Raw genomic sequence first — 25,684 nt, forward strand, 5'->3', positions numbered from 1 at the left:
CTCATAGTGAAATTTGCATAAAATTATCCATTTTTACTCAATGGGTAAAACTACAAAAAAATAAATAACTCTTTTCCAAGGTTATTTTGTTTTTAGCAACTCCATTCCAATGGAGCAATCCATGCATTTGCTTTTGGCACAATATTCATTTTTGAGCTGTAGCAAAGCTTGGGTTTCAAAAGCATTTAGAGGTTTAATCCCATGAAAAACAAATTTATCCATCACGCTGTTTTTTTCGGGCTCTACCTGAGAAAGTAAGTAGATCAATTGTTCGGTTACATCCTCTCCTTTGCTTTTTGCATAGGCAAATTGCAAAGGAATTATAGTATTGATAATTAACAAATCAATAAATGAAGACGAAAGTCGCTTGTTCTTTTTAGGACTTTGTTTATCAAACTGATAATGGTTTTGCCAATAAAGAGAAGTAGTTACCTGAAATAATTGATAAAAATCTTCAACTATACGTAATTCCTGAATTTTGGAAAACAAATTTTGATGCAAATGATACAAATTTGCCAATTGCGACAATCGAATCGTAGGAAAATTATCTGGTCGGTGTTTGAAAAATTGTACTGGAAAAACCGTAGCTTTATCTAATTGGTATTTATGAAGCAAATAAAAATATCGAAACTTTAGGTCTTTAAAATAATTATCTTCTTTTTCTCCATCCAACAAACCTGCATTTCCAAAAAAAAGACTTTCTAAATTTTCGACCTCAAAGCTTTCTTTCCGAATAATTGAAAACGGTATGGATTGAGCTAATTGTAGAAAACTATCTCCGTTAGTATTAAGTCCAAAATTTTTAGCCAACAAACAAAACAATACAGCCTCCCAATCATTATTTGTTTCAGCTAATAAGTCATAAATAAATTGAGATTTGCGTTCCAATCGTTCAAAAAACAACCGTTCTTGCCAGTTTTGCAACAAAAAACCTTCTATATTTTTTAAATCTTTCTCGCAAAAAATCCAAGATTTTGGTTTGATTAACGACTGATACGTTTGCAACGTTAGTTTATCCACATAAGATTGAAGTTCTAACACTGGAATCTCGGTATTGTCCTGTCTAAAAACGGCAGTGTCATGCTCCCAAACCACATGAAGTATCACATTTTCATAAGCGGCATCACGTTCGTGATGATGCAAATACCAATCAGAAGACTTCAAATGGATTTCAACATTTCCTGCCCATTTTTGATTGCCAATACTAATTTGAGCATTGAAAAAATCTGGACCGGCTAGTTTTAAATATTGTCCTTGCTGGTGAATGATAAGCGAATCCTGATTTGTAGTTTGTAAGTTGCGAACATCCAACTTTTGAAACTTCCAGAGATAATGTAGAAAATCTTCTTTCATTACGATAGCTTTTAAGTACTAAATACACTACAACAAGAGCTAATGTAAGGAAAAATCTTAAACCACAAACAACTATTTCAAAAGATATAATTTGGCACAAGCACGCGCATCCGAAAGGGCTTCGTGATGGTTCAGCTCAATATTCATTGCTCGACAACAATCGCTAAGTTTTGTAGGTTTAAGTCCTTTGGCCTTGTAGATTTTTACCGTGCATTCCCAACGGGGTGCAATATTGAGTTCGTTATAATCCAATCCATAAAGAGCCATCGATTTAGCTAGTACATTGCGGTCAAAACTTTCGTTATGTGCCACCACAACTCGGTTTTGCAATCTTTTTTTGATTTCGGGAAATACTTGTACAAAGTTTTTGGCATTAACAGTATGATGAGGGTAAATTCCGTGAACTTGTATCGTAAACGGACTATATAAATTATTAGGCGGTTGTATCAAAGTCACAAACTCATCTACAATAATACCATTCTCAACGGTTACAATCCCAACAGAGCAAGGATGGTATGCAGTAGCAGTTTCGAAATCTATAGCGGTGAAAGTCAAGGAAATTTTGAATTAAGGATTTTTTAATTTAGGAATTGGCATTTCTAAATGAGTAATGATTTAGGTAACATTTCAAAAATAAAGTATTGTAGAAAAATAGTGAATAAAATAATTTAGGCTGTGCTCCTACAATTAATTGAAGAAATTCCAAACTAAACCAAAACGGATGGCCATATCACGAAAAGGAGTATTAGGCGCTGAAAAGAAGTTGTTTCCTGTCAATGACGAGTTGAAATGCTCAGCTTTGATAAAAATTCGGGTGCGTTGAATTTTAGCGTTGATAAAAAAATCTAGATTAGGGTAATTACCGATTTGTTTTTGGTTTTGTACAAAAAACTCACCAGTCACACCATTGTAATCATTGGCATAATATTTTGTAAAATAATTCAAGACGATTCCGGTTTGAATAAAAAGTGCTTTTTTGAAAAAATAATTCGTATAATACAAGGTGTTTCGCGTCACTAATTCAGGTACATTGAGGATGGCATCTTGTTGCTCTACTTTCTGATACAAAAGGGTATTATCAAATCCAAAATTTCCAAACTTGATTTCTTTATTTAGCTTTAAGGAAAGATAATTAATGGTTTTTCCGTATTGATTAGGGGCAATAATTTGCTGTGCACTACTGGCAGCCACATTTTCAAAATACAAATGATCATCGAGAGTTATTAAATTCAGTGACGCATTTAGCCATGGTGTTTGAGCAGTAGCTGCTAAACGATTGATTTTTTCGTTCTTAAAATCATTCACCCAGTTGTATTCTACAAACCCGCTTTGGTACAAATTATAATTATCGCTAGGTAATTTATTCAAATTCTGGTATTGAAAATCAAACTGAAAATCCTCATTCCAATCCAATCGCATCTTAGCATCAAGATGAGACAAAGATTGATTAGAAAGGGATCTGGAATAAATAAATTTTCCTGTCCACTTCTTTTTTTGGTAATCGTATTGTCCTCCTGCTGCGTTAATATTTCGACTAATTGAAGCTGGAATCACCGTTCCATCTTGTTGCACAAGGATTTTGTAATAATAAAAATTACTTCTGAAATCATCTACAAAAAATTGAAAATTTCCTAGGGTTGTATTTTCGTAGATGACCCCCGCCTTGTTGTACATTTTGTTATAATGTATTTGATCTTTAAGGTCGCTACTAACAAAGGCATCCCCAAAACGGTTAACGGTTGTTGAACCTACCGTTGAGGCTATAGTAGGTTGCTTGTATTCGAAAAACTTATTTTCATAATTGAACTGATGATTCACATAGAGATTGTTATTCCCTTTAGTTGGGTTTACTCTAAAACTATGGTCTATAAAAAAGCGTTTCCCTTTCAAAAAAGATTCAGCATCAGTTAAATATACCTCCAAACTTTGTCTGTTACTAAAATTAGGATCACCACTCTCAAAATCATTAAGAGTAGTTATTCCTCCGTTTTCCTCATTTAATATGTCTTGCGAAACATAATGAGCATTAGCTACATAACGCAAGTTTTTAGTGCTATAACTAGTGGTAAATCGAAAATGTCCTGAATTTGCAAAATGATTAATGTATTTACCCTCTGAGCGCATTCCTTTGTAAGCCAGTGAGAAATTAAGTCGCGGGTGAATGTTGAGCGTAAAATAGGAATCCACTAACTGCCCCTTGCTTATGATGGATTTAAAAAATAGTTCGGTCACAGGAGTAGCCACAGATGCATAACGTATGGTTCCTGCTTCCATAAAACTAAAATGTTTCCCTTTGAGTCCCATCTCTGGATAAGGTGAAAAATCGCTTAAACTGTATTGTAAGGTATTATAGGTTTGTCCCTCGTTAGGAAAAGCAAGAAGTCCAAAAGTATCTCTTCGCAAATAATTGTGGCTATATTCTCTTTGAATGGTTAAGGAAGTATCAATATATGTGGTGTCGCGTTCCAATGAAATAATGCGATACATATCAATGGTCGCTACTTTTTCTTTCTTAGCGGTCTCTTCGCTTTCGTCTCTTCTAAGTGATGGTTTTTCTTGAGGTTTTTCTTGAGAAAAAAGTAGTACGGGTACCATTAGTAGGTATAACTGGAAAAGAATTCTCATTAGGCGCAACTGATTAAGCAATGAATGCATTGACAATTAATTTGGGCAAAGGTAATTGATAAAAAGCTATAAAAAAACATCTTATTGCAGATGATTACAGAGCGCAATATATGGATTAACGAATGACCACGATAAACCATGAATTCAACAATTGATACACTCTTATTGTAATAGCATTCCGTATCTTATTCTTTTTTATCTCAAACGTTTATTTTCATTAAATAATTGATTAACGAATGAAACTAATTAAAATTTTGTAATCTTTGTTTTTTTTTAAATTTCAAAGTATGCTTTCCAGTCAATATTCGAATTTTATCTTTGAAGCAGGCACCGATGAAGCAGGCAGAGGCTGTCTAGCTGGGCCTGTGACAGCAGCAGCTATTATCTTATCTCCAGCGCTTTCAAAAGGTGCGGAAGCCGATACAGAATCAGCAAAATTACTGATAGATTTACTGAATGATTCAAAACAATTGACCGAAAAAGTACGTGAAAGATTAAGACCTATTATTGAAGAACAAGTACTGAGTTTTGCAGTTACGCATTTGTTTCCTTCAGAGATTGACGAAATCAATATTCTCAATGCTTCGATGAAGGGAATGCAAGAATCAGTTTTAAAATTGAATGTTGTCCCAGAATTTATTATTGTCGATGGCAATCGCAGTTTGAATGCCAAATTGGGACTCAAAAACACTACTGGAAAACAGTTCACCATTGAGGAAATCGAATTATTGAAATCCATCCCAAATCAAAGTATTGTAAAAGGTGATGCTAAGTTTATGAGTATTGCTGCTGCTTCCGTTTTGGCCAAAACCTATCGCGATGCGTATATGGATAAAATTCATGAAGAATTCCCCATGTACAATTGGAAAAAAAACAAAGGCTACCCTACGAAAGAACACCGCGAGGCAATCCGGAAATATGGCCCTTCAAAATACCACAGAATGAGTTTTCGATTGCTGCCCGAGCAGTTGAAATTAGATATTTAACTATGAAAATGTAACCACAAAGGGCACAAAGAAAGCACAAAGCTCGCTAAGTTTTTCTTGGCTTGCGTTATGGGAGGCGGATAAAAACGAATTTTTTATATACGCTGTCTTTATTTAGATAAAACAGATTAGCTAAAGCTAATGTTAGATTTTTACGGATTTGATTCGTGTTCTTGCGAACATAAATTAGGAATTATTTATACGATTCTTTGCGTCTCAGCGACTTAGTGGTTAAAGAAAAGCTTTGTGTTCTTAGTGCTTTCTTTGTGCCCTTTGTGTTTAAATACCTTTAAAGACCTATAAATGAAGCTTCAAAAAGGACTGCGAAATGTTTTAGTATTTTATTTTTTACCTCGGCTTCATCTACTTTTTCAACCCCTAATTCCACGTTTAAGGAAGTCACTGCTTTACCTCGAATCCCACATGGAATAATGTTGTCAAAATAGCCCAAATCTGCATTTACATTTAGAGCAAAACCGTGCATGGTGACCCAACGTGAAGCCCGTACGCCCATAGCACATATTTTTCGAGCAAAAGGTGTTCCTACTCCAAGCCAAACTCCTGTTTCACCCTCACTGCGTCCGCATTCTAAACCGTATTCTTGTAAGGTGAGAATAATCGATTCTTCGAGTAGGCGTAAGTACTTGTGAATATCGGTAAAGAAGTTTTCAAGATCCAAAATAGGATAACCCACAATCTGTCCAGGGCCATGATAGGTGATGTCGCCCCCACGATTGATTTTGTAAAATGTAGCTCCTTTGGCTTCTAATTGTTTTTCTGAAAGTAGTAAATTTTCGAAATCACCACTTTTCCCTAAAGTATAAACATGGGGATGCTCTACAAACAAAAAGTAATTAGGCGTTTGCAAATGGGTTTCTTCTCGTCGGTTTTGGATTTTTAAATCCACAATACCTTTGAACAATTCTTCTTGGTATTCCCACGAAGTTTTGTAGTCTTTGCTACCTAAATCTTGAAGTTGGATGGTTTTATTCATTTGTGTTAATCAAACGCTATAGTAAGATTCATCTTTTCAGGATTATCCATATAATCTGTAAAAGGGTATTGAATCGTGATGGTTTTTCTATCAGCACTAAAGAGCGCATCAGGATTAGAAACGGTTTTAACTGGTTTTGGAAAATGGTATTTCAAGGTGTATTTGGAAGAACCAAAAATCATTTTTGCCATTCCTGTTGAGTCTTTTTTGATTTTGTTTAATGCTTCTTTATCAATAATAGCAGTACGAGTAAAATTTTTACCGTTGTATGAAAAATTGAGTTTTGAATTGTTGTTGAATCCATTAGAAAATGGATTTGGCGTTTGTTTTTTAGATTTTTGATTTAAATCATTCAAGGTTTTCATGCCACTCATCATGTCTTGAAGTTCGGACACCTTTTTAAAAGGGGTGTTCATGGAAAACAGTAGTTCTTTTGTCTCGGCATTCATTTTCATGTGCATGACAAAATTTTCCATTTTCTTTAAGGCTGCTTGTTCTTCTGCGGAAAGTTTGGCGATACTGTCTTTTTTTTGTTCAAAAAGTTGCTTGAATGAAAAAGTAGAGTCGATGCTTTTTTTGTTTTTGGAACCCAGTTTTTCGCCCATTTTGTCTCCAGCCATTGCCATCAAACCAGAACCATCAACTTCAACAGAAAAATCGCCTGTACCGTCAGGATTCACATTGATGTTTTCAACAAAATTACAACTTACAATAAGCAGGATTAGGCTAACTAATACTAGTTTTTTGAAAAAATTCATGAATGTATATTTTTTTCAAAGATACAAACTCTTAATCAAAACTAGTTTTCTTTTTTGAGGGTAGTAATATCCTCAATAATACGTTCCATCTCGATAGGCAAAGTACCATTGTACACACCACGTATACGACGTTTCCCATCCACTAAAATAAAGTTTTCAGTATGCAAGAAGTCATTCAGTTTGCCGTAATATCCAATAGAATCTCCTGCAAAATACTGTCTTTTGGCAATCGAATAAATTTGGTCTTTATTGCCTGTCAATAAATGCCATTTGCCCGATAGACAACCTTTCTCGACAGCATATTGTTTTAAAACAGCCACATTATCGGTTTCGGGCATTACAGAATGAGACAGCAGTATAACAGCGTCATCATCACTATATTTGTCTTGTAAAATTTTCATATTGTCCGTCATTTTGGGGCAAATGCTACCACAACTGGTAAACATAAAATTAGCCACATAAATTTTTCCTTCCACCGTTTTTTCGGTTACCGATTGGCCGTCTTGGTTGGTGAAATTAAAAGGGGGAATCGTATGAATTTCTGGATAATTGGGACTATCTGGACTAATCCACTCTGGGGTAAATTCCGCTGAATTGATAAATGGCAAACCCTCTTCTTTCTTAGATTTGTCACAAGAAAAAAACACGCAAAAAATTAAGGATAATACAATGAAATTAGTTGTTAGTTTCATAAGGATTTTTACAAAGTTTAATTCCGATTAGTCCGTATTTTTTTCCATCTTTAATTACATAATTGGCACGCACACTTCCGTCTTCGTACCATAATCTTTCGCTTCCTTCCTCATATCCATTGTTGTAATGAAAACGCTTGAACAACTGGCCCGTTTGATACCATTCAAGCACTTCACCGTGAAACTCATCGTTGTAAAAATGATATTGGTATTTTGGCTTTCCATTTTCCCACCAACCTTGATGCAAACCTTCTTTTTTGTTGGCAATATACAAGCGTTCTTCGGTTAAAACTCGGTTATCGTACCATTGCTTTTGAACTCCCTCAAGCATACCATTCAAATAGGACTTTACAAATACGGTGTCTTTACTAGGATACAATTCATATTGCTTTCCAGAATATTTTTCGGTTTTGAAATATAACGTGTCTTGTTTGAAATTAAAAGCTGAATCTGATGCTAATTTGTATATCAAAGGTGTTTTTTGTGCTTGTCGTGCTGTTGTTGCTTCTTCTTGTTTTTGGTTACAACCAAAAAACAAACACAGCAGCAAGAAGAACACTCCCAACGTTTTATTAAAATGTACATTCATTTTTCAACACAAATTACACGAGTTATACAGCATTTTTTGAAATAACCAACCGGAGTTAGTCCCTCAAAAAACTATCTTGAATAAGTTCCAGCAGTTCCATAAAACCCATTTCCATTAATGTACGGGTCAGTGTTGGTGATATGATAGTGGTAGATTCCATTAGGATAATCAGCAGTAACTCCGGTATGACCATGGTAGGCATCTAAACCCATAACAGCAGCGCCATTTTCTTCTGGACCATAAACGGGAAAGCCGTCTAATAAGAAACCCATTAGCGCTTCTTTTCCTTTAGTTTGTGTTAAATAAAGGGGTTCTACATGGTAGTGATACATGCTTGTTCCTGTAGGATGCCCCCAATATTGATCAAAAGAAGCAACCTCATTTGTCAATGGAGAACCTCCTGCGGCATATTGATTAAATAAAGGTACACCATTTATTGCCACTCCTATAGGCCCCATTGGAGTTGCATTATGTGTAGCGGCCACTGCTGGATGCAACGGAATTTTAAAAGTATAAGCGTTTGTTAAACTTATTGTATTAGGATTTTTGTGAAAAGTGTTATTCCCAAAAGTGGTCCCACTAAAATTTTCATATTTCGCATGTGTAGATGGATAGTAAACACTCTTATGATCTGGTTGTCCTGTCGTTTTAATAATTACATAAGTCCCATCCGTTGTAATGCTCGTGGCTCCATATATTTTTTTATACACTTCTGGAACAGCAATAGTAACCTCTCCTGAATTGTCATTATCAGAATTGCTACAAGCTAAAAACAATAAAACACCTAGAATAGGAATAATTAAAAAAAAAGATTTTTTCATGACAGTTAAGTTTCGTTTAATTTTCTTTTGGACGAGCGTTTTATTTATTTCGTGTGCTTGACCTCCTAATTATTTTTTTTAACATCATTTTGCTGAAGGGATCTTCTATGAGAAAACATCTTAGACAATTCAACAGTTAATTCTTTAAAATCCTCTTTTTGTTCAGGAGTATTACAGATTTTTCTAATTTTTTTAAAGTGGTTGAATCGGGCGGTTTCAATTTGTTTTTGCAAATCAGCCAACACATTAATTAAGCTGTCTTTGGTTCTTATATCCACTTTGGGCAAACTCAATTGTGCATACAAACTTTCTTTGGTTTGTTGGATTTGTTTATCAAAAGATTTGACTTTATGAATGTGATTGTCAACTAAGACTTCAAATTGTGCTTGTTGTTGGGCATCAAAGTGCAATTTTTCGATGATCAATTTTCGAGGTCCATTGCGACGGTCTCTAAACTCTTTGGGTTTAATAACCATAAAAAAAACAATCATACTCAAATTGAGCATAACGAGTGCAATAACGGCAATGGTTAATACTTTAATCTTATTCATGATAGTTTTTATAAAATTGATTGGTATCAGAGAGTGAAGCAACTAAGGCCGTTTTTTCGGTTTCCTTTACAGATTGTATTTCATTCAAAACAACCTTAATATTAATACTGGCTAAAATTAATATAGAAGCCGCAACAAGCCAAACCCATTTGATATCGATTGTTTTTTGCACATTCATTTGGGTCTGAATTTTAGCATACAATCCATCACTAGGAAGGACTTTTACGATATGATTCGTACTGTCTATAATCTCGTTTATCCATTTTTCTTTCTCCATATCTTTTAGACTACATTATTTATTTTTTCTTGCGGTATTCCTCGAATTTATTTCCTAACTTTTTTCTCAAATTGTCTTTGGCTCTAAAAAGTAAAGATTCTACAGACGAAATACTCATTTCCATAATCGTTGCAATTTCAGGATTACTTAGCCCGTCCATTTTTGACAAAATGAAAGCCGTTTTTTGGTTTTCGCCTAATTCATTGACAACTTCAAAAAGCAATTTGGATTTTTCTTTGTTTTCCAATAAAACACCAGGATGCTCAAAATTGGAAACATTTTCAATTTCATATTCGTTTTCAGACCGTTTACCAAAAATAAAGAAACGTTTTTGACTTTTTTTATGTTTTAAAAAATCCAAACTTTTATTTATGGTAATGCGGTAAATCCAAGTTTTTAACGACGATTGCTGTTTAAAAGTATCAATAGATTGAAAAAGTTTAACAAAAACATCTTGTGTAATTTCTTCGGCATCTTCTACATTTTGAACATAACTCAGCGCCACGTTATATACGAGAGATTTGTGTTGAGCATATAATTCTGGAAAAGATTCCTGATTTAAAATCATATTGGGTAGGATTATTTTTTTAGACTGTTACAAATGGGTAAAAGTTTAAATGAATGCTCCCGATTTTAAAAAAAATAAAATTATTTATTTTCTAGGGACATCTCAATTAATTAAAAGGACATAGAAATGCCATAATTCAATTGTTTTGAATAATCAATTTTTAAACTAACTTTTAGTTTGTCCCCATTTTGATTTTCATTAAAAGTATTTATAAAATTAAAATAATCTTTTCTTTTTGGACTAATGATAAAATTAAAAACACCTCCAAGGACTGCAATTCCAAGGCCTTTAAAAAGAGTCGCTGACTCTGGATTTTCACCATCTTTTTTGTTGACTACTTCATTAAACATTATCCCTCCCCCAAGAGCAAATCCGCCATACACTAATATTCCTGAAACTATATTTTTTGTAGCAATTCTTCGTGCTTGTTCATTTAAATTGTTTTTTAGTTCATCAGGCATTTCAGTCTCATTAATAAATTTCTTCAATCCACTTGAACTTGAACTATAATATTTATCTTGATATTTTATTCCTGCTATTGACCCCTTGGAATTGGCAAAATAATAATGATGAAATTGTGAAAAAGAATAATTTGAAAACAAGAAAAACACTATAATAATTACTTTTTTTAGCATAAGATTTTTTTTAAATTGGAATTAAAAACACGAAGGAGTTTTTTTTCTAAAATATTTTATGTGAGATATTTTTTCAAATATAAAAAGAATAAAAAACAGAATGAGAAATATTTTTGGTATTTAGTAATAAAAAATTTACAGGAGAGAAGACGACAAATTATTATCTTAATCTTATGTTTTTTGAGAATGTATCTAAAATAAGATTTGCGTAAAATACAATCAAAAATTGAAATTAGTATTCTAAAAATCTAAAATTGACATTCTTTTATCTGCAATCAATTTGTTATCTTTGCGCTCTTAAAATCTGAATATAATGGCATTATCTGAACAAGAAATCATCCGTAGAGAAAAACTGCAAAACTTACGCAACTTAGGGATTAACCCTTATCCTGCTAATCTTTTTCCTGTAAATCATACATCGAAGCAAATTAAAGAGACTTTTGAAGAGGGAAAACGCGTGATTGTTGCAGGACGATTGATGAGTGTACGTGACCAAGGTAAGGCTTGCTTTGCTGAATTGCAAGATAGTGAAGGACGTATCCAGTTGTATGTGAACCGTGATGTACTATGTGAAGGTGATGACAAAACACTTTACAATCAAGTGTTTAAAAAATTAACAGATTTAGGAGACTTTATTGGTATCGAAGGAGAATTGTTTACTACTAAAGTAGGAGCACAATGCATTCGCGTGGATGGTTTTACTTTTTTGAGCAAAACATTACGTCCGTTGCCTTTGCCAAAAGTAGATGAAGAAGGAAACGTATTTGACGCCTTTACAGATGCTGAATTGCGTTACCGTATGCGTTATGTAGATTTGACTGTAAATCCAACGGTAAAGGAAACCTTTATTAAACGTACCAAATTGTTTAATGCCATGCGTGGTTTCTTTAATGACGCAGGGTATCTTGAAGTAGAAACTCCAGTTTTACAGGCGATTCCTGGAGGTGCTGCCGCACGTCCATTTATCACACACCATAATTCGTTAGACATTCCGCTTTATATGCGTATTGCCAATGAATTATACCTAAAAAGATTAATTGTTGGTGGATTTGACGGGGTGTATGAGTTTTCGAAAAACTTCCGTAATGAAGGGATGGATAGAACCCATAACCCCGAATTTACCGCTATGGAAATATATGTAGCTTACAAAGACTACAATTGGATGATGGACTTTACCGAAAGGTTATTAGAACACTGTGCGATTGCTGTTAATGGAACAAGCGATGTAACTTTTGGAGAACACACCATCAGTTTCAAGGCACCTTTTGCTCGTGTTACCATGACCGATGCCATCAAACATTTTACAGGTTTTGATATCTCTGGCAAAAACGAAGCCGAATTATATGAAGCCGCTAAAGGTATGGGAATTGAAGTGGATGAAACCATGGGGAAAGGAAAATTAATTGATGAAATCTTTGGGTCCAAATGTGAAGGAAATTACATCCAACCTACTTTTATTACAGATTACCCAAAAGAAATGTCACCACTTTGTAAAGAACACCGCGACAACCCGGATTTAACTGAACGTTTTGAATTGATGGTTTGCGGAAAAGAGGTAGCCAATGCATACTCTGAATTAAATGACCCTATTGACCAACGAGGTCGTTTTGAGGACCAAATGCGCTTATCTGAAAAAGGAGATGATGAGGCCAACGGAATTATCGATGAAGATTTCTTAAGAGCATTGGAATATGGTATGCCTCCTACTTCTGGTTTGGGAATTGGAATGGATCGTTTGATGATGTTCTTGACGAATAATGCTTCTATCCAAGAGGTATTGTTGTTCCCTCAAATGAGACCTGAGAAAAAACAAATCCAAATTGAATTGACTAATGAAGAGAAGCTTATTCTTGATTTATTGAAAGGTAATGATTCTAAAATGGATTTAGGTTTGCTGAAAATAAAAGCCGACTTAAGCGGAAAAAAATGGGATGCCGCTATGAAAGGTTTGGCAAAAAACGGTTTAACAAAAGTAGCTGTGGAAGGTGAAAGCAAAGTAGTTGAATTAGTAGAATAAATGTAAAAAAACTAATTAGGCAAATTAATTAAAAAAGGAACTTCGAGTTGAAGTTCCTTTTTTAATGTCGCTACAAACCCCAAAATCCTAATTCTTTCTTAATGATTAAACTTTGTGAGTTGTTTAGAGTCCTATTTACAAACACTAAAACTACTTTTATTATGAAAAAATTAATCACTATGGCTCTGATAGCCGTTCTTGGATTATCCACCTACGCACAAGAGAGAAAAGAAAGACCTCGTAAACATCAAGGGAATCCCATGGAAAAATTCACGCCAGAACAACGCAACGAATTGATGTTAAAAAAAATGACTTTGGAACTTGATTTAAATGCCTCTCAACAAAAGGAAATGAGCAAAGTAATTGCTGAGCAAAGTGCAAAAAGAGAAGCTTTCATGAAAAATCATAAAGAGAAGACCGAAAAACCTAGTTCGGATGAAATGTTCCAAATGAAAAGTAAAATGTTAGATGAACAAATTGCAATGAATGGCAAAATGAAAAAAATTCTCTCTCCTGAACAATTTAAAAAATGGGATGAAACTAAAAAACAACGTCACCAAGAGATGAAAAATCATGGTCACCACATGATGAAAAAAGACATGAGAAAAAAAGATGCTCAACCTAAAGAGTAATTTTTCCGAACAATTTAGAGCACAAAAGGCTATTTCATCCTATTGAAATAGTCTTTTACTTTATAATATAATGAATGTTAACGAGATTTATATTTTGCAGAATTAACATTTCCAGTAGGCATATAATACAACAGCAATAACCCAATTAAAAACAAAATTAGCGAAGCGATAAAAGCAGGCACTAGAATTTCTTTATTATTATCCAAAGCATTATTCAAAGCCGCATACAACAACCAAATTTGGATGGTTACGTTGAGAATTAATATAAAAATCAATGTCGAAAAAATCGCATTCAATTTATTGGGATTGGATTGGTTTTGTCCTCTTCTAAAATTACTCATACTACTCCATTTTTAAATTATCCTATTTTTTCCAGCTGTACTGCTTTCACAAAAACAGCATCTCCTTTAAAAAAAACTTCTAATTGAGGCAACGCTCTAGGTGGAGGACCTGCAATGACTTCCCCTGACGAAGCATCAAACAAGCCTTCATGACAGGGACAATGTATCATTCCGGTTCCTGGCTTGTAAAAAACAGAACAAGAAAGGTGGGTACATTTTTGTTCATAAGCTTTAAACTCGCCAGATTCCAGATGAATTAATATATATGGGATAGTACTTCCTTCAATGACAAAACCACGAGTTCCTCCCAGTGGCACCTCTGTCTTTTTGCATACAAAATGCTCTCCTTGAACTTCTTCTTTAGGACAAAGATGCGCTTTGGCAGCTACTAAACCACTTCCTACCATTAATCCGCCAGAGACTAAAGTCAAGAATTTAGCAAAATCACGACGACTCACATTAGTAGCTTGTTGCTTTTCAATAGGAAAATCTTTTTTCCAATTTTTATTTAAATTTTCTTCTTTGGACATGTTTCAAAATTTAAAATTTTGGGTTTGCAGTTGCTACAATAACTTATAAACAATTAAAATATAACCAATTCGGTACTTCCTTTGGGCATCATAATATTCACCTTAGTGTTTACTATTTCTTGTCCAAACACAAATGTATTTACAGGAGTACTATTGGGACGCATTTCGGTAATTTCTTCTTTGGTTCCAAAGAACAAGGCACCGCTAGGACATACAGTAGCACACATCGGTTTTTTACCAATGCTCGTACGATCATAGCACATGGTACATTTCATCATCAAATCATAGGATTCCTCTTTTTTTGGTACTCCAAAGGGACATGCTATAACGCAATTAGAACACCCAATGCATCTTTCGGTATTGGCTGTATGAACAATTCCAAACTCATCTTTCGAAATGGCATCTGCAGGACAAACATTAGCACATACAGGATCTTCACAATGCATACAAACCTGTACCGTTGTTTGCACAGTCGAAGCACGATCCACATAATTAACATGAATCATTGATTCTTGTCCATTGGTTTCACATTCGGCGCAAGCCAATTCACAAGCCTTACAACCAATACAACGTTGCATATCTACAAAAAACTCTTCCTGTTGATTAAAACCAGTATAATTCATATCCTTACTTCATTTTTTGTAAATTAAACACTAGCGTAAGCTGTAGATTCATTTGATGGAGCCGCAATTTTCCCCAGCGGTTCTAGTTGACAAGCACATACTTTAAACTCAGGGATTTTAGAAATAGGATCCAAAGTACCTGCTGTCAATTGATTCGCCGATTTTTTTCCTGACCAATGGTACGGTATAAAAACAGTATCTTCTCGTATCGTTTCAACGATATTGGCAGGAAAAACACCTTCGCCTCTTCGGGTAAAAACTCGCACTAATTCTCTTTGCTTAATGCCATATTGTTGTGCCAATTTTGGATGTATTTCCACTAACGGCTCTGGATATTGGTCTACTAATTTCCCAATTCTACGGGTTTGCGTTCCACTTAAATATTGCGAAACCACACGCCCTGTGGTTAATATCACAGGAAAATCAGCATCTGGACTTTCGCCAGGTAATTTATAAGGAGCTGGATTAAAATGAGCTTTACCGTCAGGAGTTTTAAACTTACGGTCTTCCCACAAACGTGGCGTTCCCGGATGCCCTTCGGAAGGACAAGGCCAAAAAACACCCATTTCATCTTCAATACGCTTATAGGTAATTCCGTAATAATCGGCGGTACCGCCTTTTGAAGCCACTCGCAACTCATTAAAAATAGCTTCACAATTTTCATACGTAAATTTATCCTCAACCCCCAATCGTTTGGCTAACTCTAATAAAATAGACGTATCTGTTCTTGCGTCTTCTGGCGGAGTTACCGCTTGTCGAATTCGAATCACACGTCCCTCTGCCGAAGTGGTCGTCCCCTCTTCTTCTTCTTGTAACGAACCGGCTAAGACAACATCAGCATGTCGAGCGGTTTCATTTAAGAAAAAGTCAATACATACATAATATTCTAATTTTTCTAAAGCTTCTCGAACGTAATTGCTATTAGGCAAAGACACCAACGGATTAAAACAAATCGACAACAACCCTTTTATTTCGCCGCGATGGATAGCCTCAATTATTTCAAAAGCGGACAATCCTTTACCAGGTAAATCTTTTTCGTCAATTCCCCAAACATCTGCTATGTATTTACGGTGCTCAGGATTCTCTATGTCTCTATTTCCTGGTAATTGGTCACATTTATGACCATGCTCTCTTCCTCCTTGTCCATTCCCTTGTCCTGTAATGGTGGCATAACCGCAATAGGGTTTCCCAATGCGCCCAGTAGCCAAAACCAAGTTGATACAACCCACTACATTGTCCACCCCTTTAGAATGATGTTCAATACCGCGCGCATGCAACAAGAAACTAGTATTGGCCTTACCCCATAATTGAGCAGCCATTCTTATTTTCTCCTTATCAATACCTGTGATTTCTTCAGCCCACTCTAGGGTATAATCCTTTACAGCGTCTAAGGTTTCTTGAAATCCCGATGTATGATTTGCAATAAAATCATGGTCTAACATATCATGATCGACCAAATATTTCAACATGGCTCCATACAAAGCAGAATCAGTTCCAGGTCGTACTTCCAAATGAATATCAGCCGTTCTAGCTAATGGAATCATACGTGGATCTATAACAATTAATTTGGCTCCCCTATCTCGGGCTTTCCAAATCCAATGGGTTAATGTTGGAAAGGTTTCACTAATATTGGCACCTGCCACAATAATCACTTCAGCATATTCTAAATCCGCATAATTATTTGACCCCCTATCTAGGCCAAAAGCTTTTTTATTTCCCGCTCCTGCACTTACCATACACAGTCGGCCGTTATAATCAAGGTTTTTTGTTTTTAAAGCTACACGAGCAAATTTCCCTACCAAATAACTTTTTTCATTAGTTAAAGAAACTCCTGATAACATGGAAAAAGCATCTTTTCCATATTTTTCCTGAATGCGTTTAATTTCGTCAACCGTTTTAGTCATTGCATCGTCCCATGATGTTGGAACAAAGCCTTGGCCTTCTATCCTCTTTAATGGATGAAGCAAGCGGTCTGGATGATTGTTTTGAAGATACCTTTGTACACCCTTGGGACACAACCTCCCTTCGTTAAATGGAAATTCCATCCAAGGCTCAAAGCCAACGACCTTATTCTCTTTTACAGACAATTGAATCCCACATTGCATCCCACAGAAACAGCAATGTGTTTTTACTAATGCATCAGGTTCATCTCTTCCTTCATAACCTTCTTTGGGACTATAATTTTTATGTGGTCCAAATTGCGCTATGATATTTTCGACTGAAACAGGTAATTTTGCCATTATTTTTATTTTTTTAATTGCTAAGGCGCTAAGTCCCCATTCTATTAGCAATATTTTTTTTCTTTTTTTTGAAAATTATAAATCGCAATTAGGTTTGCGATATATGTTTTACAATGTTTTTTAACCAAATAAATTTCCCCCTTCACTTCTTGCCTTTAGATGCGCTTGTGCCAAACGAGCTCTTTTCCCTTCGGGGCTTAAATCCAAATGAGAAGTTCCATCTTCTCTATCAAAATTAAACCCCAATTGTTTTGTTACATGTTTGAGGTCTTTTATATGCAAATTAGTTGTAAACTCCTCACCCGTATGCTCACAAACAGCCATACCTTGTTTCATACCTTGTTTTTTGTAAATATGAGCGCCTATTTGTGCGGGACGTTGGATGATATGAAAAAATTTACCAAATGGAATCCATATCAAAAACATAATTACTGTAACGGCATGCAATACCGCTAAGAAATCAAAAGCAAAACCTTTCATGTATTGGTATGAATACGTAAGACCTAATCCAGTAAAGGAAATGGCAATCAATAAAATTAGAGGAAGTAAATCACCTTCAAAAGTTTGTGTCGCAATCAATCCTGGATTTGTCAATCGTCTTCTTAAATAATACACAGAACCGAATATTACCAAATACGAAGACCAATTAAGTGCATGAAACGTGAGGAATGCCATGATGGAATCCAACTCAAAATCCATGACTTTGAACCCAAAAAAATGAGCTTCATAAACCGAAATTGAATTGGGAGCCATCGTAAAATGAATCCAACCAAAGGTGAGCGGAATGGTTATCATAAAAGCCGATGTGCATCCTATGGCAATCATGAAATGGGCCATCCAGCGGTATTTCCCTCTTGGATAAATGAATTTTTGAAATGCAATATTTTCTATTGACTCTTTGGAAGCAAACCAAAAATGAGAGAATACTTTTCCCGTAAATAAAAAACAAATGCCTCGTTTAAAATAAATCCATGTAGGCGGCCTTTGTAACCAAACCGTATAACGATAAACAATTCCAAAAAAAGCGAATACCGTTCCAAACAAATAGGTAATTAAGGCAGCATCAAAATTTTGTAATTCTCTTGAACCATAAAAAACCAAAACAATCATTATTACTGATGTCAAGGTTGCGATGAGTAAAGCTTTTATATTATACGTCCTATTTTTCATATGTTTTTGATTAAAACACTTTATAAAAAATCCTCTTATTAATCTCAAAAAGTCATTTCATTTTTTCGGCAGTAAAACTAATCAAAAGAACTTCTAAGTAAAAATACCTACGTATATTTCAGCCAACAAAAACAATCAAATATGTTATAAATATCTTTTTCACATCATTTCAACTGATAAGCATTGCCACAAAAAAAATCTATATCAACTCATAATCAAACCATTAAACAAATCCATCTCTACATTCAAACCACTTTTACAACTATCTAAAAAATGACATAAAAAAAAGGAATCCCTTTTTAAGGATTCCTTTTCTAAGTTAATTCTATACGTATTATTGCATTTATTTCAAATTTCCAAACGTATCTTTATACGTACCTGTAATGGTTACGCCGTTATTTTTTGTCACTTTTCCGTAAATAGTAATTTCAGAATCAGCACCCACAAATTCTAATTTAGCACCATTATTCAAGACTAAATTGCCATAAATTACTACACTACCTTCAATTTTTAAAGTTCCATTAACATTAAAATTTGAACTATTACTATTGTATTGTCCTTGAGCCATTGAACCTTTCATTACAAAAACACCGTTACTGTTTATATTTATCCCTTGAGAAATGGATAACGACCCACAGAAAGTTAAATTAGCATTTACATTAACTGTTTTTAATGAAGCCGAACCTTGATACTTCAAATCCTCATTAGAATTCACGTTCAAATTTTGGTTTCCAGTATAGGTTGGAAAATTTGAACAATCAATAGTAGGCACTGTTACTTTTTTGATAATTTTTAGCCCACCATTACCGCTTGCAACAAAGATGTAATCACCAACGCTTTTTACATAGTTAGAAGAACCCGACAATGCCACCGATCCTTGCAACTGTAACTGTCCATTAATTGTTTTGTACACATAAATCCCTGCTGCACCGTTAGCCACATATACGTAATCCCCATTGACAGAAACCGCATTCGTCACAACATCATTAGGATCCAAATCGACTGAGGCAGTAGGTACAGCAATCGTTTGCAATAAATTACCCCCACTTAAATTATACATCTTAAGACCTTGATATCCCTCAGCAACTAACAAATTAGCCCCTTGAAAATCAATCGTTCTTTTGGCATCAGCCACATCTTTTGAAGTAGCAATTGATGACACTAGACTTAAGCTTCCTTCATTGTAAACTTTCACACCTTGAGTTCCACTTAAAACTACTATTTTGTTATCTATTTTACCCATTGCTCTTAAATCTTGAATAGCAATTGAAGTTTCTAGCACATTGGTTGCTTTATTAAACTTCGCTAAAACCCCATTATTTCCTGACACTGCATAATAACTTGATTCAGCTACCGCAACACCCGTTGTTACATAACTAGCTAATGGATTCAATAAATAATCTGTAGTTAACAAACCTGATTGTAATGGCATTTGGGCTACAAAAGCAGGTGTCTCCGCTGGAGAATTAAAATCTACATCTATTGCTCCTGCAATATATAATTTGCCTCCATCATACAAAACTGTGCTGATATCAACATTTGGTAAAATTGCCTGAACAACTAATTTTGGATTATTAGGACTCGAAATATCAATTACATCAATACCTCCTAAATAGGTTTCACCGGGCGTATTATAAGACACATATACATAATGGTCTTTTACATCCACATGAGTAGCTTTTAAAACCTTTCCCTGATAAACTGGAGAGGTGACTTCGGCCAAAAGTGACATAGGGAAATTCCCCGCAGCAGTTTCTGTTAATTTACCAGTTAATGCCCCTGAAGTAACCAAATCCAATACTCCTGAGCCAGATAGATTGATTCTTTTATTTAAATTACTTGCGTTGGTATCCAAAACAACTTTAGCATTTGGATCCTCACCAAGACCATCATCGTTTTGACAACTTTGAACAAAAAACAAACCACAAACGGATAAAGCAAGAATAATTTTTTTCATAAAACTTTGTTTTTTTATTTAATAGCAAAGCTACAATTTGTAATGAAACGGAAATACTATTTAACAATATATTAGTAGTTTTTTTATTTCAAATAAATAAAAAAAATGCATTTTACCGAATTTTTTAGCATTTAATCGTTATAAATGGTTTAAAATTGAAACATAAACTCAACTTAATTCTTAATCCCGATAAACGTTATCTTTTATAATTATCCCAAATTAACGTTATACTTCAACTCAAATGATGTTGAAAAAATCGACTTTCGAACACTTCAAACATCTGCCATGCATAGCCCATAAACTAGACGAAATTAAGAGAGGTACTTATCGCATTTTTTTGGTTGGTATCCATTTACTTCTATCTTTGTAAAAATACTTGACCCATGCTTTCACATAAAACCAAATATGCGCTTAAAGCGTTATTATTTCTCGCTGAAAAAGAGGCGGGCCATATTGCTCGTACGATTGAAATAGCAGAAGAGGCTTGTATTCCTAAAAAATTTTTAGAGCAAATTTTATTAGACTTAAAGCGCGCCCATTTTGTAGGCAGTAAACAAGGTAAATACGGCGGATACTATCTTTTAAAACATGTTAACGAAATTACTCTTGCCGATATTCACCGGCTTTTTGATGGCGCTATTGCATTACTACCCTGTGCCTCACTCAACTTTTACGAACCTTGTGCTGATTGCAAAGACGAAACCCAATGCACCTTACGCCACAGTTTAATTACTATCCGAGAAGAGACCCTTAAAGCCATGGAAGGCATAACTATTGCCTCTTTAATAAAAAATTAAAAAAAATTAGATTAATACCCTACTAATTACATAGGATTTGTATATTTGAACCCGAAATGAGTATTGAAGTTAAAACGATTCAGATACTAATCTCCTAAACACAAAACAAATACCACGTAACCAATGAGAACAAAATCTTTTTTACTCCTTTTACTACTCTTATGGACTAGCAAAAATAAGGCTCAAAACACAGAAGATGTTTTAAATTTACTTTTACAAAGAAAATTAATTTCAAAATCCGAAGTTGATTCTATAAGATTACGCACATCTACAAAACAGACAGAAGAAGAAAAAGACAAATCGTTCTCAGTAAACTTACAACTAAAGAACCGTACGGAATACCGAAACGGCTATGGAAATATTCCTGAAGAAAATAGCCATCCGGCGACCTTTGTCAATCAAAGAACCCGATTAAACCTACTATACCATCACGAACAAAAACTTAAAACCGTAGTCTCTTTACAAGATGCTAGAGTTTGGGGTTCACACGACCCTAAAGGGTTAAACGGAACAATTCAATTATTTGAAGGATATCTTGAACCGTATATTACACCCCATTTTTCTATCCGAATAGGACGTCAACGTATTGCTTTAGATAATCAACGATTATTTGCCGAAAATGATTGGAGAATTAATGGCGCCAGTCATGATGCCATCAATTTTATTTACGAAAACAAAAAGCTAAATTCTGAATTAATAGGTGCTTTTAATCAAACAGGTGAACGTCTTTTTGGTACCGATTATACCCCTGCTGAATTAAGCATTACACCTGCAACTACCACTGCCTCCACCTGGACAAACTACAAGGCACTTGCGGTACACTATTTAAAATATGAGATTTCACCAAAGAGTACTGCAACCACAATAGTAGCTGCCGATGCCTATCAAGATGCGGTCATAAAAGAACAAAATTACTGGCGCTTTACTTATGGAGGACGTATCGAATTAAAACATAAAAAATGGTATGCAACGACTAATTCTTTTTTACAATCAGGACGTAATAGCACCGGAAAAACCATCAATGCTTGGTACATTCAACCTGAAATAAAATATTCAGACAAAGACAATTTTACCATACGATTAGGGGCTGAGATAATTAGTGGAGACAATGGAACCATAGGAAACGTGGACCATAATTTTGTCCCCCTGTACGGTGTAGCACATCGATTTAATGGATTTATGGATTTGTTTACCAAATTCCCAAACGATGTTCATTCAGCAGGACTATTCAATCCTTATGCTTTCTTTAGTAAAAAAATCACACCAAAAATTGAATTACAGACGAATCATCATCTGTTTTATACCCAACGAAGCTACACAACGACCACTAATCCAAACCTAGCTAAATTTATGGGAAACGAACATGATTTTGTGTGCACTTACAAACCAAATGGATTTACTTTTATTGAAGGAGGATTTGCCTTTGTTGTACCTACCGATACGATGACTCAAATTAAAAATTTTGGTGATTCTGATAAAATAGGAAAATGGGCGTATATACAAATCAGAGTTACTCCTGTTTTATTCAAGACCCAATTCAAATGAACCACTTGCATTAGATAAGGATAGGAGTCATAAGGATTAGAAATCGGAATTGTCACTCCTATCCCCTCTATCTCCTCTATCACTTCTATCAGATTTTCTTCCAGAGCCTCTATCAGAATCTCTGTTTCCTTCGGATTTAGGTTCTGGTGGTTTCATACCTCCGAAATTTTTAATTTTATAAATTAAAGATATCATACCATAACGCTTCAAAACAGTATTCTCCTCGTCTCGAATTGAAGTATCAGTAATCGAACGAGTGTATCCTTGATTTTGATTTAAAATATCGTACACTTTTAATCGCGCGGTCAATGTTTTATTCAAGAAAGTATAACCCAAACTCGCATTCCATAAATAAAAAGCATTATTGTAAGCACCTCCACTAGAATTCGAATTATAACTATACCCAAAATCATTACTTAAAACCAATTTTTCTCCAAAAAAATTAGTTGTTTTCAAACTTGCTCTATGCACTACATTTGATCGAGCATTTATGGAAAAATTTTCATATCGAGACTCATTATATGAAAAGTTATAAGAGGGAGAAATCGTTAAAAACTGGCCGTAATTGTATGAAAAATAAAGGCGCGGACTGAGCGATAAAACATTCGCATCATAAAAAACATTGTTAATAAAACCTCTATCCAATCCATAGGCTGTTTGCAAGCCTAATCCATAACGAAAACTATTTCCTTCATTCTTAATACTTTTATTCCAATAAGCACTTAGCGATGCATTATAAGTATTGTGAATGTTTTGGTAGGTTGTATTAGACGTTCCGTCCTCGGCATACACTCTAGTAGTTACAACATCAGTATCAATAACATCACCTCTCATATAAATACTATATCCTGAGCGATCCTTTATATTATAGTTTCTAAAACTAAAGTTGATACTGTGTTTTTTTATTGGCTCTAAATCAGGATTACCTACGATGGTATTTACCGTACTACTTATATCCACTACAGGTAACAATTGAAAGGCATTAGGCAGTGTTACTCTGTAATCGTATTTTAATAAAGCATAATTAGACCGGTCTATTCTGTATTTTAATTGAGAATGCCACTCTGGAATAATATAATTGGATTTCAAGTTTGTTACATTTCCCCTATACAAAGAATGGTTATCGTAATTTACTAAAAAAGTACTATTTCTTACATTAAATGAAAAAACTTTGTTATCAAAATAAACCCCCATTTTAGGAGCTAACGCATATTGTTTGGAAACTACAAAGCTAGATTGGGTATCTACTAATTGCGAATAGGACTGCGAAGCATCGTCAAAATTGAATGTTTTTTCGTCAGTCACAATATTTTCCCAACGGTAATCAACCCCAACTCTTAAACGGAGTACTTTTGATACTGGCTCGGTGAATTCAGCTCCTAAATAATAATTATCTCTTTTTACTTGATTGTTATTTACTTGATTACGAATAATCGTTTCGTTTTTAACATAAGAAACTGTCCTAGAATTATTTAAAGCCATGTTCTCATTATCCGAATTGTTGTTGGTTACAGAAAAATTTAAATTCCTAGATTTTTTTTGGAAATTCTTATTTAAATTAATCTGGTTATCAAAATTAAAACCATCACTAGTACGCATACTAGTTCCAATATTTTCGTTCAATAAATCTCCATTTTCATCCTTAGTAAAACTAGACGAATTTCCATTGTTTTCGTAATTTGTTTTTCGAAACTTAGGCTCAATCGAAATCTGAGTAAATTTAGTTGGCTTATAATTCAATTCTAAATTGACTTTATGACTGTTATTTTCACTTCTTGCCTCTGAATCTGAATCTGTAACAAGATTTCCGGTTGGCAAAAAACGTTGTAGCGTAGATTTTTTAGCATTATTATTCACACTATTATTAAATGAATAATCTCCTGTACTATCAAAGGTATCTGACCATTCGTTAAAATAATTCAAACCCACTAAATTCGTTTGCGTAATTCCTTTTCGAGAAATAGTTGGTCCATTCGAAGTTGTTCCTCTACTACTCCCTCTTTGAGTATCATCGTCCCCAAAAGCTTCATCAATTGAAAAACCTGATAAATTGATATTATTAATAGATCCAACAGCGCTTATTCGTTGTTTATTATCAAACTGATTGACCAAAAAACTTCCTTCGTACCGATCATCTGTACCATATCCTCCCAAGAATTTTCCAAAATATCCTTTATTTTTCTTTTCGTCAATAGTCAAATTGACGCTTAAAAAATCAGATGCGGCATCATCACCTGCCAATTCCTCTTTCTTTGTTTTAAAATCTGAAACTTGGATTTTGTTTATAATTTCTGCTGGCAAATTTTGTAAAGCAACCGCTCCATCTTTTCCAAAAAAAGCTTTACCATTCACCAAAACCTGAGAAACTTCTTTACCATTTACAGATATTTTCCCATCATCATCAACTACAAATCCAGGCAATTCTTTCAACAAGGCATCAACATTATCATCAGGACGTAATTTAAAAGACGCTGCATTATATTCTAACGTATCTTGCTTCACCACTATAGGCGGTGACCCTGACGTAATCACTACGTCTTTCAACATATTTTCGGAACTGAACAAGTAAATCGTTCCAAGATCCCTGTTTTCGGAAATTCCTGCTAATTCATCTTTATAAATTTCATGACCTATGTAAGATACATTCAACACAACTGGGTTATCTGATTTTTTCAATCTAAGCTTAAACAAACCTGACTTATCTGTGGTCGTACTCCCTAATTTCAACGAGTCCTTAACCACCGAAAATAAAACATTAGCCGACTCTAAAGGTTGTTGCGTATTAATATCCAAAACTTGACCTTGAACATAATAACTATCTTGGGCATAAGTAACAAATGAGAGGAAGAAAAATAAAACTAGATATTGAAGTTTGAACATGATTTATTGTTATAAATAGTACATTATGACCTTATAATCCTTGAAAGGTTTAATTACTGATTAAAAAAAACAAAAAAAATACCCTCAAAAAAAATTTGAGGGT

Annotated in this window: 24 protein-coding genes; 5 read left to right on the forward strand and 19 right to left on the reverse strand. The window is 34.5% G+C overall.

What is annotated here, in order from left to right; genetic code table 11:
• Window positions 1-81 precede the first annotated feature (81 nt).
• The 3 genes from K5R64_RS07975 to K5R64_RS07985 all read right to left on the reverse strand — a co-directional run bounded on the left by K5R64_RS07975 (window position 82) and on the right by K5R64_RS07985 (window position 3,978).
• Complete coding sequence (locus K5R64_RS07975; RefSeq protein WP_220762471.1) at window positions 82-1,353, reverse strand: DUF2851 family protein; 1,272 nt, start codon at window positions 1,351-1,353, stop codon at window positions 82-84.
• Between the two features lie 72 nt (window positions 1,354-1,425).
• Window positions 1,426-1,908, reverse strand: a complete 483-nt coding sequence (locus tag K5R64_RS07980) for a 3'-5' exonuclease (protein ID WP_220762473.1) — start codon at window positions 1,906-1,908, stop codon at window positions 1,426-1,428.
• Between the two features lie 132 nt (window positions 1,909-2,040).
• A complete protein-coding gene (locus K5R64_RS07985; protein ID WP_220762475.1) occupies window positions 2,041-3,978 on the reverse strand; it encodes a putative porin in 1,938 nt (645 codons plus the stop codon).
• Between the two features lie 287 nt (window positions 3,979-4,265).
• On the opposite strand from K5R64_RS07985, the gene K5R64_RS07990 reads away from it, so the two are divergent.
• Window positions 4,266-4,964: a ribonuclease HII gene (locus K5R64_RS07990; RefSeq protein WP_220762477.1), complete on the forward strand. Its 699-nt coding sequence runs from the start codon at window positions 4,266-4,268 to the stop codon at window positions 4,962-4,964.
• A 289-nt stretch (window positions 4,965-5,253) separates the two neighbouring features.
• Here K5R64_RS07990 and lipB read toward each other — a convergent pair whose 3' ends face one another.
• The 9 genes from lipB to K5R64_RS08035 all read right to left on the reverse strand — a co-directional run bounded on the left by lipB (window position 5,254) and on the right by K5R64_RS08035 (window position 10,849).
• Complete coding sequence (gene lipB / locus K5R64_RS07995) at window positions 5,254-5,958, reverse strand: lipoyl(octanoyl) transferase LipB (protein WP_220762479.1); 705 nt, start codon at window positions 5,956-5,958, stop codon at window positions 5,254-5,256.
• Window positions 5,959-5,963: 5 nt separating this feature from the next.
• Window positions 5,964-6,716: a hypothetical protein gene (locus tag K5R64_RS08000; protein ID WP_220762481.1), complete on the reverse strand. Its 753-nt coding sequence runs from the start codon at window positions 6,714-6,716 to the stop codon at window positions 5,964-5,966.
• A gap of 41 nt (window positions 6,717-6,757) precedes the next feature.
• Window positions 6,758-7,408 (reverse strand): SCO family protein, encoded by a 651-nt coding sequence (locus K5R64_RS08005; protein WP_220762483.1) that lies wholly within the window; start codon window positions 7,406-7,408, stop codon window positions 6,758-6,760.
• Window positions 7,392-7,997 carry a toxin-antitoxin system YwqK family antitoxin gene (locus K5R64_RS08010; RefSeq protein ID WP_220762485.1) on the reverse strand — a complete coding sequence of 202 codons (606 nt, stop codon included), beginning with the start codon at window positions 7,995-7,997 and terminating at the stop codon, window positions 7,392-7,394. The genes K5R64_RS08005 and K5R64_RS08010 overlap by 17 nt, the downstream gene beginning before the upstream one ends.
• 71 nt (window positions 7,998-8,068) lie before the next feature.
• On the reverse strand, window positions 8,069-8,818 hold the full coding sequence (locus K5R64_RS08015) for a YHYH protein (RefSeq protein WP_220762487.1): 750 nt from the start codon (window positions 8,816-8,818) through the stop codon (window positions 8,069-8,071).
• 65 nt (window positions 8,819-8,883) lie between these two features.
• On the reverse strand, window positions 8,884-9,369 hold the full coding sequence (locus K5R64_RS08020; protein WP_220762490.1) for a Spy/CpxP family protein refolding chaperone: 486 nt from the start codon (window positions 9,367-9,369) through the stop codon (window positions 8,884-8,886).
• Window positions 9,362-9,646 (reverse strand): hypothetical protein, encoded by a 285-nt coding sequence (locus K5R64_RS08025; RefSeq protein ID WP_220762492.1) that lies wholly within the window; start codon window positions 9,644-9,646, stop codon window positions 9,362-9,364. Before K5R64_RS08025 ends, K5R64_RS08020 begins: the two co-directional genes overlap by 8 nt.
• A gap of 19 nt (window positions 9,647-9,665) precedes the next feature.
• A complete protein-coding gene (locus tag K5R64_RS08030; RefSeq protein ID WP_220762494.1) occupies window positions 9,666-10,214 on the reverse strand; it encodes an RNA polymerase sigma factor in 549 nt (182 codons plus the stop codon).
• 110 nt (window positions 10,215-10,324) lie between these two features.
• Window positions 10,325-10,849 (reverse strand): hypothetical protein, encoded by a 525-nt coding sequence (locus tag K5R64_RS08035; protein ID WP_220762497.1) that lies wholly within the window; start codon window positions 10,847-10,849, stop codon window positions 10,325-10,327.
• Window positions 10,850-11,162: 313 nt separating this feature from the next.
• Here K5R64_RS08035 and lysS point away from each other — a divergent pair, with 313 nt between their 5' ends.
• Together lysS and K5R64_RS08045 are read left to right on the forward strand one after the other, a co-directional pair.
• A complete protein-coding gene (gene lysS / locus K5R64_RS08040) occupies window positions 11,163-12,866 on the forward strand; it encodes a lysine--tRNA ligase (RefSeq protein ID WP_220762499.1) in 1,704 nt (567 codons plus the stop codon).
• 161 nt (window positions 12,867-13,027) lie between these two features.
• Window positions 13,028-13,498, forward strand: a complete 471-nt coding sequence (locus K5R64_RS08045) for a hypothetical protein (protein WP_220762500.1) — start codon at window positions 13,028-13,030, stop codon at window positions 13,496-13,498.
• Window positions 13,499-13,575: 77 nt separating this feature from the next.
• Here the strand turns inward: K5R64_RS08045 and K5R64_RS08050 are convergent, their stop codons facing one another.
• The 6 genes from K5R64_RS08050 to K5R64_RS08075 all read right to left on the reverse strand — a co-directional run bounded on the left by K5R64_RS08050 (window position 13,576) and on the right by K5R64_RS08075 (window position 20,359).
• Entirely contained in the window at window positions 13,576-13,839 is a 264-nt protein-coding gene (locus K5R64_RS08050) for a DUF6755 family protein (protein WP_220762502.1), read from the reverse strand.
• Between the two features lie 17 nt (window positions 13,840-13,856).
• A complete protein-coding gene (locus tag K5R64_RS08055) occupies window positions 13,857-14,369 on the reverse strand; it encodes a ubiquinol-cytochrome c reductase iron-sulfur subunit (RefSeq protein ID WP_220762504.1) in 513 nt (170 codons plus the stop codon).
• A gap of 53 nt (window positions 14,370-14,422) precedes the next feature.
• Window positions 14,423-14,992, reverse strand: a complete 570-nt coding sequence (locus tag K5R64_RS08060; protein ID WP_220762506.1) for a 4Fe-4S dicluster domain-containing protein — start codon at window positions 14,990-14,992, stop codon at window positions 14,423-14,425.
• A 23-nt stretch (window positions 14,993-15,015) separates the two neighbouring features.
• Window positions 15,016-17,232, reverse strand: a complete 2,217-nt coding sequence (locus K5R64_RS08065; RefSeq protein WP_220762508.1) for a molybdopterin oxidoreductase family protein — start codon at window positions 17,230-17,232, stop codon at window positions 15,016-15,018.
• Window positions 17,233-17,352: 120 nt separating this feature from the next.
• A complete protein-coding gene (locus K5R64_RS08070; RefSeq protein ID WP_220762510.1) occupies window positions 17,353-18,402 on the reverse strand; it encodes an MFS transporter in 1,050 nt (349 codons plus the stop codon).
• 343 nt (window positions 18,403-18,745) lie between these two features.
• On the reverse strand, window positions 18,746-20,359 hold the full coding sequence (locus tag K5R64_RS08075; protein ID WP_220762512.1) for a PQQ-like beta-propeller repeat protein: 1,614 nt from the start codon (window positions 20,357-20,359) through the stop codon (window positions 18,746-18,748).
• A 383-nt stretch (window positions 20,360-20,742) separates the two neighbouring features.
• On the opposite strand from K5R64_RS08075, the gene K5R64_RS08080 reads away from it, so the two are divergent.
• Together K5R64_RS08080 and K5R64_RS08085 are read left to right on the forward strand one after the other, a co-directional pair.
• A complete protein-coding gene (locus K5R64_RS08080; protein ID WP_220762514.1) occupies window positions 20,743-21,156 on the forward strand; it encodes an Rrf2 family transcriptional regulator in 414 nt (137 codons plus the stop codon).
• Between the two features lie 123 nt (window positions 21,157-21,279).
• Entirely contained in the window at window positions 21,280-22,701 is a 1,422-nt protein-coding gene (locus K5R64_RS08085) for an alginate export family protein (protein WP_220762516.1), read from the forward strand.
• A 36-nt stretch (window positions 22,702-22,737) separates the two neighbouring features.
• On the opposite strand, the gene K5R64_RS08090 is transcribed toward K5R64_RS08085, so the two are convergent.
• Window positions 22,738-25,581 carry an outer membrane beta-barrel protein gene (locus K5R64_RS08090; protein ID WP_220762518.1) on the reverse strand — a complete coding sequence of 948 codons (2,844 nt, stop codon included), beginning with the start codon at window positions 25,579-25,581 and terminating at the stop codon, window positions 22,738-22,740.
• Between the last annotated feature and the right edge of the window lie 103 nt (window positions 25,582-25,684).

The organism is Flavobacterium sp. UMI-01, assembly GCF_019656315.1.
Taxonomy (GTDB): Bacteria; Bacteroidota; Bacteroidia; order Flavobacteriales; family Flavobacteriaceae; genus Flavobacterium.

Bases quoted from the DNA above. Each gene is read 5' to 3' on its own strand.
- K5R64_RS07990 (WP_220762477.1), top strand. From the start codon at position 4,266: ATGCTTTCCAGTCAATATTCGAATTTTATCTTTGAAGCAGGCACCGAT.
- K5R64_RS08030 (WP_220762494.1), bottom strand. From the start codon at position 10,214: ATGATTTTAAATCAGGAATCTTTTCCAGAATTATATGCTCAACACAAA.
- K5R64_RS08010 (WP_220762485.1), bottom strand. From the start codon at position 7,997: ATGAATGTACATTTTAATAAAACGTTGGGAGTGTTCTTCTTGCTGCTG.
- K5R64_RS07985 (WP_220762475.1), bottom strand. From the start codon at position 3,978: ATGAGAATTCTTTTCCAGTTATACCTACTAATGGTACCCGTACTACTT.
- K5R64_RS08025 (WP_220762492.1), bottom strand. From the start codon at position 9,646: ATGGAGAAAGAAAAATGGATAAACGAGATTATAGACAGTACGAATCAT.
- K5R64_RS07975 (WP_220762471.1), bottom strand. From the start codon at position 1,353: ATGAAAGAAGATTTTCTACATTATCTCTGGAAGTTTCAAAAGTTGGAT.
- lysS (WP_220762499.1), top strand. From the start codon at position 11,163: ATGGCATTATCTGAACAAGAAATCATCCGTAGAGAAAAACTGCAAAAC.
- K5R64_RS08090 (WP_220762518.1), bottom strand. From the start codon at position 25,581: ATGTTCAAACTTCAATATCTAGTTTTATTTTTCTTCCTCTCATTTGTT.
- K5R64_RS08080 (WP_220762514.1), top strand. From the start codon at position 20,743: ATGCTTTCACATAAAACCAAATATGCGCTTAAAGCGTTATTATTTCTC.
- K5R64_RS08075 (WP_220762512.1), bottom strand. From the start codon at position 20,359: ATGAAAAAAATTATTCTTGCTTTATCCGTTTGTGGTTTGTTTTTTGTT.
- K5R64_RS08005 (WP_220762483.1), bottom strand. From the start codon at position 7,408: ATGAAACTAACAACTAATTTCATTGTATTATCCTTAATTTTTTGCGTG.
- K5R64_RS08065 (WP_220762508.1), bottom strand. From the start codon at position 17,232: ATGGCAAAATTACCTGTTTCAGTCGAAAATATCATAGCGCAATTTGGA.
- lipB (WP_220762479.1), bottom strand. From the start codon at position 5,958: ATGAATAAAACCATCCAACTTCAAGATTTAGGTAGCAAAGACTACAAA.
- K5R64_RS08050 (WP_220762502.1), bottom strand. From the start codon at position 13,839: ATGAGTAATTTTAGAAGAGGACAAAACCAATCCAATCCCAATAAATTG.
- K5R64_RS08070 (WP_220762510.1), bottom strand. From the start codon at position 18,402: ATGAAAAATAGGACGTATAATATAAAAGCTTTACTCATCGCAACCTTG.
- K5R64_RS08035 (WP_220762497.1), bottom strand. From the start codon at position 10,849: ATGCTAAAAAAAGTAATTATTATAGTGTTTTTCTTGTTTTCAAATTAT.
- K5R64_RS08000 (WP_220762481.1), bottom strand. From the start codon at position 6,716: ATGAATTTTTTCAAAAAACTAGTATTAGTTAGCCTAATCCTGCTTATT.
- K5R64_RS08085 (WP_220762516.1), top strand. From the start codon at position 21,280: ATGAGAACAAAATCTTTTTTACTCCTTTTACTACTCTTATGGACTAGC.
- K5R64_RS08060 (WP_220762506.1), bottom strand. From the start codon at position 14,992: ATGAATTATACTGGTTTTAATCAACAGGAAGAGTTTTTTGTAGATATG.
- K5R64_RS08020 (WP_220762490.1), bottom strand. From the start codon at position 9,369: ATGAATAAGATTAAAGTATTAACCATTGCCGTTATTGCACTCGTTATG.
- K5R64_RS08045 (WP_220762500.1), top strand. From the start codon at position 13,028: ATGAAAAAATTAATCACTATGGCTCTGATAGCCGTTCTTGGATTATCC.
- K5R64_RS08015 (WP_220762487.1), bottom strand. From the start codon at position 8,818: ATGAAAAAATCTTTTTTTTTAATTATTCCTATTCTAGGTGTTTTATTG.
- K5R64_RS08055 (WP_220762504.1), bottom strand. From the start codon at position 14,369: ATGTCCAAAGAAGAAAATTTAAATAAAAATTGGAAAAAAGATTTTCCT.